This is a genomic window from Gilliamella sp. HK2 (assembly GCF_001690265.1).
GTDB lineage: Bacteria > Pseudomonadota > Gammaproteobacteria > Enterobacterales > Orbaceae > Gilliamella > Gilliamella apicola_C.
This window is the reverse complement of record NZ_LZGV01000099.1, coordinates 62,518-75,572: the sequence shown is the minus strand read 5'-3', so window position 1 is coordinate 75,572 and position 13,055 is coordinate 62,518. Positions and strand designations below refer to the sequence as shown.

Genomic DNA, 13,055 nt, shown 5'->3' with positions numbered 1-13,055 from the left:
AGAATCCCAATAACCTTTTATTCAATAAAGCCCATATCGTTAATAAATTTTTCACTTTCGTTAGACACTGGTATAGTTTTACGTCTTTGTTTATCAATGTTATTTTTAATATTGAAGAAGCCATTAATCACATCAGTGCGATCTAAAATTGGTAACTCTACTCCATCAAAACTATTATTGGATGTCACTAAGTTAACTGTTGCAAATACAACCATTTCAGTCTTACCACGAGCTGTTGTTGCGCTACGAGCTAGTGCACCTAAAATAGGAATCTCACTAATAAAAGGAAGCCGAGACAATTGTTCTTCATCTTTTTCGTTAATTAATCCAGCAATAACAAAGCTATCGCCATTAGATAAATCGATAGTTGAGCTTGTTCTTCGAGTCGATAACGTTGGGATATTATAATTATTAAATGCATATGAGCCAGAAACTGAGCTAACTTCGTTATCAATAAATAGCCTAATACGCTTATCATTATTAACTTTAGTACTAATATTTAATTTAATACCATACTCTTTATAGGTAACATTTGCATCACCATCTTTATTCTTCGTTACAATGGGTATTTCACCACCGACTAAAAATGAGGCACTTTCACCTGATAGTACCGATAAATTGGGCTGCGCTAGAACTTTAGCTAAATGATCATTTTTAATTGCCCTAATCACTGTAGTAATATTGTGGATATCAAACCCTTTTTTAAGTCCTAATAATGTGAACTCTCCCACACTGTTCATAGTCGAACCACCAGATACCATGCTGTTTAAACTTAAACTTTGCCATTCAATGCCTAATGAATCGGTAAATTCTTTGCTAACCTCAACAAAAGTTAGTTTCACATTAACCTGATATTCTTCTATTACTCTAATATTATCGATAATATTGCTATAAATATAATGATCCTGAAACGATAGATCCGGCTTAACTGATGCATCGCCTGACGCTTCTGTCCGTATTCGCTCGGAATTTTGCCCAACAAGTGAACCAACAACTGTAATAATTTTATTTTTTGTTGTGCTATCAGGGGTCGTACCGTTTAGTACATAGACAAATCGACCATTTGCATCTCCATTATCATAACGATCTATTGTCACACTACTATTTGGGAAGTTTTGAGCTAGCCTATACGTAATTTGAGACAAAAGTGGATCAACATTGATAGTATCGTTAATGATAATGTTGTTTGCATTATCATAAACTATCAAACTAGTTCTACCATTTGATTTCCCATATATAATTAATGACTTATCATTAACAACCTCATAATTTGCTACAGTATCTTGACTAATAAACACTGTTCCTACATTTTCAGGTAAAACAATTGTTTTACTTTGCCCTATTTGTAAATTATGAATATTAGCAAAAGTTAATGAGGAAAATCCCATAAGTAATAAGCAAAAGGGAAGCTTGACTTTGTTTAGAATTAATTTAATTTTTATTAGCATTCTTAATTACCTCTGAGCAAATTAATCCGTTTCTGTTTCTCCAAAAAGATATCATTATCAGATATCGGCCAGTTTTTTTCTTTATCACTTAATGAGCGTAGTCCATCTTCAACATTTTTTTTGTAAATGCTCGGGTATATCATAATTTTAGAGTTCGTCATTAATGTTCTTAGTAATTTTATTTCTTGATTAGAAAGCTCTAGTTGAATTTGCCCTGTATCATTTTTTTGAAAATTTTGATCAAATGCATCGCCTAAATCAATATAGAGAATTTTCTTGCCAACAATAATTGGTTTTATACGATTTTTAGCAAAATCACTACTTGGCGAAACTAATTTACCTGCTTCATCATTATTGCGAGAACGCACCGTTTCATCAGCATAAAAAATATAAAGATCGACAAGATCGCCAGCTTTTAAATTCTTTACTAAATAAGAATCCATCGGCTCCAATTTAAACGGAAACATATAATTTCCTTCTTTTAGTGCTAAAAGCAGGTAATCAGGCGAATTAGGCGAAGCAATAAAACTATGTTCAATAAAAGAATCTTTCGCAATATTATTCTTAGCGACATAAGCATCTATCTCCGCTGAATCGGTTATGTATTTCGACTTTTCAGGGCTGTCTTTGTCAATTTCTATTGACTTAAAATAATAATCATCTTTAGTTAATATCTTTTTCTTATTGATAGTATGTTTTGCAAAAGCAACCGTTATCATTTCTGTTTTGGGCTGCTCTACTTTAGGGGCTTCGATCACAACTTGCTGTTCGACTGGATGTTCAACAACAGCAGGAGGAGGCGACTTTGTAAATAATAATGCTATTCCAACAACTAACATTAATACATATAAAATAATCAATTTCTTATCTTTCATGCAAACTCCATATAATACTTATATTTATTGTTATTTTAGTTGCATTTATTTATTTTCTAAATAAAAATCAAATGCAAAGCAATGAGCCTTTCCTTTTGAATTGAGGCCTGCATAAAAATCTTTCACAATTGAATTTTGTTTAGTTTTTATGTTTAAAACTAATGTATTTTCAGCCGTCAACGTTCCTGTGACGTCAGAAAAATCTCGTTCACTATGCGAAATTCGGTTAATAATATAATTTATACCCGCTGCTGGCAATGTAACCTTATAAAATGATAATTTAAACTCTGTTGGAGAAATTTTTTCAACAAAGTATTCACTCTTATTTAATTGGCTTACAGTTTCGATAGTAATTCGACTAAACTTTTCATGCTCGCCAGAACGAACAGCTAAAATAGTTGATTTAGTTGCTGGCTGTTTTGCTTCATTATTTTGCTTAGAAACACTAAGATCGTTGGCCTTTTCTGGTTTTGAATTAATCGCACTAGAATCTACCCGCTTGTCTGTAACCGTTTCTAATTTAGTCATATTGGACAATTTAGCATGCGCGGTTGAACTTGCTACATTCTTCGATTTATTCCCTTTTTCTGATTTTACAGCTATCTCTTTTTCAATCTTTTGTGATGCTACTTTTTCAGTTGTATATTGCTTTTGATTCTCAACTTGCCCTGGTGTAATTTCATTAAATTTGATAGCTTTATTTGGTTCAATTTGTTTTAATTCTTGAATTAATATTTCAGGATCATTAGATAATTTATGCGCTATGCAAAATGATTTAGCTAGTTGCATTTTATTCAATTTTATCAATGTGTAAAGTAAATTATGAAGAATGGTTTGATCACGATATCCTTTTGTATATAAGATATTTAGATGCTTATAGGCTTCATTATATTCTTTATTCAAAATCGATAACATGGCTAAATTATTTGTGACTTTATTTTCATCATAAAAATTTTCTCTAGCTAAATTAAACGAATAACGCGCAGCATCATATTGTCGTTTTTTCAGTAAAATAACACCTTTTACATTATAAGCTTCTCCATTTTTACCATTGATTGCGATCGCTTTATCTAAATATGTTAACGCCGTATCATTATTACCAAGCCTAGACTCAACATGACCATATAAAACAAAAAGACCGTCGTTCTTAGTTTTATTTAAAACTGGCGTTAAAATCCTCTTTGCTGCTTCAAAATCATTAGAAAGGTAGTAGATACGCGCAAGTTTATACCTTGTATCTACGGTATCAGAACGTTGCAATCGTTGTTTATAAAGCTCAATTAAACCACCGTAATTTTTTGTCGTTTCATGAATATAAATTTTTTGTTGCTCATTTAAATCGTACTTTAAGGTGCTATTTTGACACCCTGCAACAAAAAATAATATTGAACAAAGCACAATACATTTTGGTTTTATTAATTTTTTTGGCTTACAGCATATTGAAAAGTAATTCATTATCTCTAAATCCTTATCCATTACTTAATGTCGATATAATATTCATAACAACAGGACCTGCAACAATAACAAGAATAGGGGCTAGAAAAAAGACCATCATCGGTACTGTCATTTTGGCCGTAACAGCAGCAATTTTTTCTTCTATCGTTAATTTTTGTATTTCTCTAATTTCTGCTGATAGCTCTAATAAAGCCTCATAAATTGAGTTACCGTAACTAATACTTCTTTTTAAAGTTACACAAAACATTCTAATCTCTTTACAAGGCACTTCTCGCTGGATCAAATCGATGGAAAGCTCTATACCATTCACATCCATCATTAAACAAGCCCTTTCTAAAATAGCAGCCACATCAATGTTAATTGGTTTTACTCTGGTGCTTAAATATCTAAAACCATTTTCAACAGTCATACCTGATCTAACCATAATCGCCATCATATCGATAATCAATGGTAAATCTCGCGAAATTTTTTTGATTCTTTTTGCTGTCTGCCTTTTTACTAGCCTATCAGGTAGAATAATAACCATAATAACAATTAGTAACAAAACTATTAGCAATGTACTTGAATCAAGTTCAATAAATGAAAAAACTTGATTAAACAAATAGAATAGCGAAAAAACAACAATAACTGCATACACTTTCCAACTATTTTGTTCTTGAAACCGGCGCAAAAAGCTCAGGCTTACACTATTTTTGGCAGCAATTTTTTCAAAAGCAATATTTTTTTGGTCAACATGCTTTCTTGGCGTTTTCTTTTCTTTATTTTCGCTGTTCAAGAGCAAGCTAATTTTTTCTTTTCTTTGATACAACCAATATGAATCAAATAGCTCTTTACAGCCAATGTAAATTAAAAAAACTGGAATTAATATATGTAAACTATCCATAATTTAAATAATCTTATTAATCATACCATTGATTATCAAGTAGCCTATAGTTACGCTAGCTATAACATAATATAAAAGATAATGACCAACGGTTGTATCAATTAAATAGAGGTAATGTGTTTCTGAGATCCCCTTAAGAGCCAAAATAAAACCAAAAGGCATGCAACCTAAAATCTTGATTGACATCCTTAGTTCGGCAGTTTTACCATCTCGAGTTTTAGTAAGGATACGATTATTTGTTAACATTTTTGCTAATCGACTAAAAATTTCCTTCAATTCTCCACCACTATCAAGATTAACCATTATTGTTAAAATAAAGAAATAATATTCTGGAAAAGGAAGTCGTTGATAGGAATTAAATAAGATGCTTTCGGCACTTTCACCAATTTCTAGTCGACTATCAATTTCCTTCATTATTTTACCAACAATTCCATCCATAGAGTTTCCACATGCTTTAAATCCCGTTGTCACCGCATATCCAGATGACACAACACCAGAAAAGACATTCAATGCTTCGGGAAATGTTTCATAAAATTGCTTTGTAACTTGTCTTTTCTTAATGAAAATAATAGCAATAATTGTAGCAATAAAACTAACAGGAATTACGGTGTAATTGTCATAACCAATATATTTTTGATTCAAAAACACACCCACAAAAACCCCTGCTAAAATATAAATAATCAGTCTAGTTGTCGATTGATCCATCATGAGTAAGGCATAATAAGATTTAATTTTTATTTTTAAATTCAAAGCTATTTGAGCAAAAAAAGAGCCTTTTTGCTTGGTTAATCGATCTTCAACTAAACTAGCTAAAGATTCATCTTTTTTGACCTCGACTCTATAGAAAGCTTGTAATCTTTCTCGACGATTGCGCAACGAAAAAATATTCATAGCACTAACAAGAACGAGTACAATTGAAAGAACGATTATCATGTTGCAATCCCCATAGCAGTAAACATAAGCTTTTCTAAAATGTCTGACATTTCATAATATTGGGCGCCTTCATAAAGCGCAGAACGTTTCACCAATCCATTACAGATAAATTCACCTTGAATCTTACCTTGATCATTTCGTTCATCACTGATCTGGAATTTAAAAACATCGTGGGTGACAATATTGCCAGATTCAACGCCAAGAACTTCAGTGATACTCATCACTTTACGTTGTCCATCTGGAAGGCGTGAAACTTGAATAATAAAATTGACTGAAGAACTAATATAACTTTTAATGGCAATCATCGGTAATTCAGATTGAGCCATAATAATCATGCTTTCTAAACGAGATAGCGCATCTTTAGCGGTATTGGCATGCAGTGTTGACATTGAACCATTATGGCCTGTATTCATAGCTTGAAGCATTTCAAATGCCTCTTCTCCACGACATTCTCCTACGATAATTCGATCTGGGCGCATACGCAACGCATTAACTAATAGATCTCTCATAGTTACTCTTCCTCGACCATCATCACTACCTGTTTTGGTTTCCAGTCTAAGAACATGGTCTTGTTGTAACCTTAACTCCGCAGCATCTTCTAGTGTAATAGTACGTTCATGTTCGCCAATAAACCCAGACAATGCATTGAGCATTGTTGTTTTACCAGAACCAGTTCCCCCCGAAACAATAATATTCATTCGGCAACGCGCAGCAATAACTAAAAAGTTTGCCATATGTTCATTTAAAGAACCAAAATTTATTAAATCATGGAATGTTCGACGACCAGTACCAAATTTACGAATTGACATGGATGTGCCATCAATGGCAATGGGTGGAATAACAACATTGAGACGGCTACCATCAGGCATACGTGAGTCAACTAAAGGATGTGATTCATCGATATTTTTGCCAACTTTGTTAACTAAACGCCTAGCAATATCAAGAAGTTGACGCTCGTTGATAAAAAACTTATCGGATTTACTAAGAATTCCTCCACGCTCAACATAAATGCTATAAGGACCATTTACTAAAATATCATTAACAGCTTCGTCCTTCATTAACGAATCTATTGGACCGTAACCGACAATTTCATCGCAAATCATACTTGCCAACACACTTGATTCGTCTGCTGTGATACGAGCACCACCAGAATTAATAATATTTCTGATTACTGATTGAACTTCACGAAGAACTTGGTTTGGATCGCCCTTTAATTGCTCAATTAGTTCAAGATCGAGAACTTGAAACACTAAATCACGAACTTCGCCCCACTCATTAGAAAACTTAAATCCATCACTAGCCATAGTATATTTTCATTGTAATTGTAATACTAACAGAAGCTACCAATTACTCCTGCTGACTTTTATCCTATATCGTGAGGATAACCCTAATAGATCATCCTCACGCAGTGCAATTAGATGTATATAACTATATAGTATGATACAAATTATTAATAATAACCATCTACTAAAATAAATTAATACACCCTATTAGTTACGAACGGCTACCAGAACCAATAGTGTCCACAAGTTTAGTCTTAAGATTTGTAAATACATCATACAACATGCTATAAACAGGACCACTATCTTTCTTGAAGATAACTAATACTACTGCTGCAACACCTGCTGCAACAACAGCATATTCAATCGCTGTAACACCTTTTTCGTTTTTAACAAATTTGCCAGCAAAATTTCTAGCTTGCGCACGAAGCGCTGATAAATACATCATAATTTTCTCCTTTAAATATTTCTTACATTTCTTTTATTTTAAAATATCACTTTCTAAACAGAAAGTGAGCGTATAATATACTCAATTCTATTGCTTGCCAAGATGGAAAATAAAAAATAATTGATAATAATTTATTATTAATCATAAAATTAAAAAATAGTAGCTTGTTTTTTCAGTATATTTTTTAACTAAAATGTTTTTTATCAAAATAACAAATGAGAAAAATTATTTTTTTATGGATAGGATTTCTTCAGATTGCTTACACATTTTTGTTAAAATAAAATTCGAGTATCTCATAAGGCGTAGCAACATTTAAACTTTTATGTGGTTTAACAGTATTGTAAAAATTAATAAAATAACGGAATTTGGCTTGTTGGACAATTGCATTGGTCAATACTTTTTGTTGATGCCAATTTCCATTAATGTCCTTATCACTTGCTCAACTTTAACACTGGTTTAAGGACTGGCGAACTCAGTCAACTTTTAATTGATTTTATTGGCTTGGAAAACTTAACAAAGGTATATTCAACAACCCCCTTTGTATTCGGTGCTATTATCTCAGAACACATAACATCAATGGTGTAAGGTATTTGTACTAACACATCATACTGTAAAAATACAATTGAGCTGAATTGCGATTTATTGCCATAAACATCCAATAATTTTTGTTATAACGCTTTGCTTGCCGCTTTAGACCTTCTTCTATCATATTCTCAACTTTAACCAACCTCTTAAACCCATATTTTACTGTTTTATAACGTTCATTTGGGCATAATTGTGGCTTACACCAAAGTTTTGATGCTTTATAAATAGTGGAGGCGGCTGACATTGAATCTCAACGCTAAGCCGGTAACTGTGGCTTGTTATTGTATAAACGCTAAATCTCTTCTCAATGACAAGGCGTTAATTTTGTATTTTATAGATATTCATGACAGATTTTTCTCCTAATACTGTAAACAATGCAAGTAAATTCTATATCAGAATCAACTTGCGAGTTTAGTAGCATAAAATTTTAGGTAATTTGACATTCTAATTATTGTTTAATAATAACAAATAAAAATAATTAACCCATTTTGTCAATAATAAGTACTGCATATCATTACCAACTAGCAATCACTCCTAATCGATTTTTTATCGATGTAAATACATTATCAAACATATCATACATAATCGATCCCGATCTTCCTTGAAAGATAATTAATACGGTTGCCGCAATACCAGCCGAAATAATAGCATACTCAATCGCCGATATAGCTTGTTTATTTTTAATAAATTGAGCTAAAAAAGCTTTAATCTGTATATTAATTGCAAGTAAATACATTATATTCTCCTTTAATACTATTTTACTTCTATATGCTTATACACAAGCTACTTTGATATTTGAACAATAGTGCTTGCTATTTTAACCAAAATAAGTGTATTTTTTAACAAAAAATTGCATATAATTTAGAAAACAGCCCACTCTTTTATATACACTTTTTTATATATGAAGAAAATACTTACTTAAGTAGTATAATCATCTACTGGCTACACTAAATTAATAATAAAACAAGATAAGCTATGCAAATAAGTAAAATTATTAAAAGAAAAACTGCAATTTTATTGCTACTTTATACCGTTTTTAGTGCTATTTGGGCTTATATCGTTATAACAAAATCCGATTTTCTGTTTAACAAATCTGTTTTTAAAAATCTACTATTTTATATAAATTTAACAACAACATTGTGTTTTATTGCACTTGTGCATATAGGCATTTATAGTCGCCATTATTTTATTGTTACGCTTAGCACATTATCTTTATTTCTATTTTTATCCGAAATCAGTTATTTCATTTATTATGGAGAAATAATATCAACAGGCGTACTTGATTCTATTATAGATACGACTTCTAATGAAGCTCTGTCAATGTCTAAACAAGTTTTAATCATAACAGGCCCCGCATTGATTACGACTTACTTTATTTTATTTATTTTTAGAAAAAAAATAATTACTGTTAAATTAAACCCCGTTACCCCTTTGTTCTTTTATATAATCGTTTTGTTTATAGTTGCTATTGTAACAATAAATTCATCTTTAAATAATGACATTAAACGTGGTAATTATAAAGAAATCACAAGCCTACTTCGTTTTACTCATCCTGCTGTTTTAGGTAACTTATCCTATCTTTTAGCTAGTTTCGCCTCAACAGACATCTATCCTAGTAAAAATGAGATTGAAAAATTCAATGAAGCTATTCTTTTACCACCCAATAAATCTGATAACGATTTAGTAGTATTAATTATGGGCGAATCTTCATTAGCAACCCGATACAGTGCTTACGGTTACCATAAACAAACAACACCGTTTATAACCAAAATTTTTAGTCAAAATGGTGCTTGTATTATTCAAAACAGCCACTCTGTTGCCGCTATTACAAGAGATTCATTAGCATTAACACTTTCATTTAATGTTCCAGAAAGCGATGATAATTTATTTAATAATAAATCGATTATTGAGATGGCTAAATTCAATCATTACAAAACTTATTGGCTAGCCTCACCTGCTCAGGAGATTAAAGGGTCATTTGATACTAAATTTGGTTTTATTGCACGTAAAAGTGATGTTGTCGCTTTTGGTAAAGGCAAGCATGATATTCATTTAAGTCAATTATTAGAAAGAACGCTCCAAAAAGACAATTCACCCAAAAAATTCATTTTCGTACACTTACGAGGGAGTCATCAACCTTATGAAAATTATGATGAAATTGATAAGCAAGCTTTACCTGATGCTGAAAAATATGATCTGACCATCCATCATACAGATCGTACAGTGAAAGCATTGTACGATGTTATTAACAAATACAGCCATAATTATACCTTAATTTATACCTCGGATCATGGCGAAATCGTTAATGTTGGGCATGGTGTAAGTAACACAAATGTTGACCAATTTTTAATTCCGTTTATGTTTATATCAACAAATGATCGTTATAACTGTCAATTTATAGAGTCGTTTCGAAACCCAACTGGTTATTTAAGTGGGTTGATGAATAAATATATTTTATCTAATCTTTTAGGGTACAATGTTGATCAAACTATTCTGAACAAAGAAAAAAATAATGATCGTGTTTCTATGCCTGATGGTAGCGTTATGCCTTTTTTAAAATTTTATAATAATGATTAGGTTTTATTATAATTTTTCATCAATAAATTGCGATATCTAATATAAATTTTACAATACAAAAATAAAGGAGGCATTTGTTTAATCTGATGGAAGAAAAGATCAATTAACAATATGCTCCTTTAAATATTTTACTCTGATACTTGTATACTATACTGATTAATACAGTGAATAACGCTAGCAAATTCTACAAACAATGTTCACCTAATAGCCATAAGTTTGCTCTCTATATGATTAATCGAGAATAAATGCCATTCGCACAATTTGCCCACTCTGATCTAACAATAAAAGGTTATGTAAGCCTTTTTGAGTGATAGTTAAAGATGTTTTTTGCTCGTCATGAGTGCGCACAATGAGTTCGCCATCTAAAAACCACCATTTATCGCCATTGCCACCTTGTGGTGTTAAATCAATGGTGACATCGTTTTGCCCTGGTAGGCGTTTTACCAATTGCTTATCGCGCAATCCGATAATATTCAGTTTCGAAAAGGTATCTTTACCAAGAATGGGGCAATTTTTATCAACCTCAGGGAGCCTTGATTGTCGGCGCTCTTTGGGTAATAACCAATTTTCTAATGCTATTGGCCAAAGTGCAATTTGTTTTTTATGCGCATTGCTACAATCTGCTGATACTCGTTTTCCTTTATCATTTACCCAAATAGTCGCCCAGCCAGAGCGATAGATGTTATTATTAAGCGATGCAAGAGTATCAAGCGTTGGCGGTACCATATTATTTAATATCCAAGCACTTTTTTGACGATGGCAGTTTTCATCAGTTATAGGCAGTATTTGCCCTGATGGCCAGCAAATTTTGTGTAAGGTAACGGTTACTGGTTTGGTCACCACGGGTAATGGACGATTCAATCGCCGTTCTTTATTTAATAATAGCGTGTTAACCTGTCGCAAAATTGGCACCGCTGTGATAGCACCATATTGGCCAACAACGGGGGTACCATCTGGGCGACCAACCCAAATACCAATTAAATAGCGAGGATTGATACCTATTGCCCAAGCGTCACGATAGCCATAACTAGTCCCTGTTTTATAGGCAAGTTGTTGGTTATTAATTAACATTTGCCTTGTGATCCATGCACTTCCATCACTAATAAATGGTTTACTTAACAGTGGTTCGATTTGCGTAAATCGTAAAGGACTGACTTGTCCATGACGTGCAAAAGCACTATATGCGCTAACTAAATTATCCATTCTTAGCGATGCGCCTCCTAATATATATGAAATATTAGGATTATTACCAGTAGATACAAGGGATAAACCAATATCCACAAGGTTACTGGTAAATCTTTTAGGACCATAGTGTTCAATTAGTTGAACCGCTGGTAGGTTTAGCGAATTTTTTAGCGCTTCTGAAGCACTTACAGGACCATAAAAGCTCTTATCAAAATTAGTAGGAAGGTAATCAGAGTTAATTCGAGGCGTATCTTGCAATAATGATTCAGAATGAATCATGCCATCATCAATCGCTAATGCATAAATAAAAGGCTTTAATGTTGATCCTGGTGAACGTAGTGCACTGATCATGTCAACCTGACCAAATCGTTCTTTATCATTAAAATCAGCTGAGCCAACATAACCTTTTACAGTCATATCGGTATGATCGACAACTAAAATAGCAAGTGAAGTTTTAGGTGGTAACTGGTTTTTTCGATTTCTAGCAATATCTTCAAGATTATATTGAAGAGATAGATCAATATTTGAATGAATAATGTCAATATTAGGGTATTGTTGACTGAGTCTACGAGCTAATAAAGGCGCAAGCTGTGGCTTTTTACGTGGATAAACCCAGACTTCTTCTTTTTGAACTTGCTTTATAATATCGGGCGACCATATTTGGTATTGAGATAATCTTGTTAGAACTTTATCTCGAGCTTTTTTGGCTCTTTCAGGGTATCTATCTGGGCGCAAACGACTAGGAGCTTGAGGCAATATAGCTAATAAAACACTTTCGCTACGCGTTAATGCTTTTGGTGCTTTACCAAAATATGACCAACTGGCAGCACCTAAACCTTCAATTGTGCCACCAAATGGTGCGTGGTTAATATATAAAGTTAAAATTTCATCTTTTTTGAAGTGCAACTCAAGTTGTAGCGTTCTAAACACTTGTTTCAGCTTACCTATCATGGTGCGATCGTGAGGGTAAAGCAGCCTTGCAACCTGCATTGAAATAGTACTACCACCTGAAATAATTTTTTTATTGGTAATATTTTGCCAAGCTGCGCGCAGTAATGATGCTAGGTTAACGCCAAAATGATGATAAAAATAGCGATCTTCATAATTTAATAAAGCATCAAGATAATCATTGGGCACTTCATCTAATTTGATAGGATATCGCCACACACCGTTTTCGTCAGCAAATCGCCAAAGCGGAGTGCCATCTTGTGCAAGAATTGTTTGTGTGTTTTTTTGTTTTGCTATTGATATTGGAAATAAGCAATCGGCAACAAAAAAAATACCAACTAATAGTAGGATTACAAAAAGCAATAAAGCCAGAATTTTTAGCAGGCGCTTTTTCATTTTTGTCAAAAAGCCTCAAAAAATCTATGGTTCAATATAAAA

At 32.6% G+C, this 13,055-nt stretch carries 11 protein-coding genes; 1 reads left to right on the top strand and 10 read right to left on the bottom strand.

The window, feature by feature from the left end; translation table 11 throughout:
* Positions 1-17: 17 nt before the first annotated feature.
* The 9 genes from A9G45_RS12215 to A9G45_RS12175 form a co-directional block, all read right to left on the bottom strand.
* Positions 18-1,448 carry a type II and III secretion system protein family protein gene (locus tag A9G45_RS12215; RefSeq protein WP_065566236.1) on the bottom strand — a complete coding sequence of 477 codons (1,431 nt, stop codon included), beginning with the start codon at positions 1,446-1,448 and terminating at the stop codon, positions 18-20.
* 2 nt (positions 1,449-1,450) lie between these two features.
* Positions 1,451-2,323 carry a hypothetical protein gene (locus tag A9G45_RS12210; RefSeq protein WP_065566237.1) on the bottom strand — a complete coding sequence of 291 codons (873 nt, stop codon included), beginning with the start codon at positions 2,321-2,323 and terminating at the stop codon, positions 1,451-1,453.
* A 45-nt stretch (positions 2,324-2,368) separates the two neighbouring features.
* Positions 2,369-3,778, bottom strand: coding sequence for a tetratricopeptide repeat protein (locus A9G45_RS12205; protein ID WP_065566238.1), 1,410 nt, complete (start codon positions 3,776-3,778; stop codon positions 2,369-2,371).
* A 13-nt stretch (positions 3,779-3,791) separates the two neighbouring features.
* Positions 3,792-4,661, bottom strand: coding sequence for a type II secretion system F family protein (locus A9G45_RS12200; RefSeq protein ID WP_065566239.1), 870 nt, complete (start codon positions 4,659-4,661; stop codon positions 3,792-3,794).
* A 3-nt stretch (positions 4,662-4,664) separates the two neighbouring features.
* Positions 4,665-5,594, bottom strand: a complete 930-nt coding sequence (locus tag A9G45_RS12195; protein ID WP_065566240.1) for a type II secretion system F family protein — start codon at positions 5,592-5,594, stop codon at positions 4,665-4,667.
* Positions 5,591-6,898, bottom strand: coding sequence for a CpaF family protein (locus A9G45_RS12190; protein WP_081297921.1), 1,308 nt, complete (start codon positions 6,896-6,898; stop codon positions 5,591-5,593). The genes A9G45_RS12195 and A9G45_RS12190 overlap by 4 nt, the downstream gene beginning before the upstream one ends.
* 190 nt (positions 6,899-7,088) lie before the next feature.
* Positions 7,089-7,322: a Flp family type IVb pilin gene (locus tag A9G45_RS12185; protein ID WP_065566241.1), complete on the bottom strand. Its 234-nt coding sequence runs from the start codon at positions 7,320-7,322 to the stop codon at positions 7,089-7,091.
* Between the two features lie 595 nt (positions 7,323-7,917).
* Entirely contained in the window at positions 7,918-8,151 is a 234-nt protein-coding gene (locus A9G45_RS12180) for a hypothetical protein (protein WP_065567969.1), read from the bottom strand.
* Between the two features lie 270 nt (positions 8,152-8,421).
* A complete protein-coding gene (locus A9G45_RS12175) occupies positions 8,422-8,643 on the bottom strand; it encodes a Flp family type IVb pilin (RefSeq protein WP_065567968.1) in 222 nt (73 codons plus the stop codon).
* Positions 8,644-8,882: 239 nt separating this feature from the next.
* Between A9G45_RS12175 and A9G45_RS12170 the strand changes: the two genes are divergently transcribed.
* On the top strand, positions 8,883-10,484 hold the full coding sequence (locus A9G45_RS12170; protein ID WP_218057126.1) for a phosphoethanolamine transferase: 1,602 nt from the start codon (positions 8,883-8,885) through the stop codon (positions 10,482-10,484).
* A 231-nt stretch (positions 10,485-10,715) separates the two neighbouring features.
* Here the strand turns inward: A9G45_RS12170 and pbpC are convergent, their stop codons facing one another.
* Positions 10,716-13,013, bottom strand: coding sequence for a penicillin-binding protein 1C (pbpC, locus tag A9G45_RS12165; protein ID WP_065567967.1), 2,298 nt, complete (start codon positions 13,011-13,013; stop codon positions 10,716-10,718).
* Between the last annotated feature and the right edge of the window lie 42 nt (positions 13,014-13,055).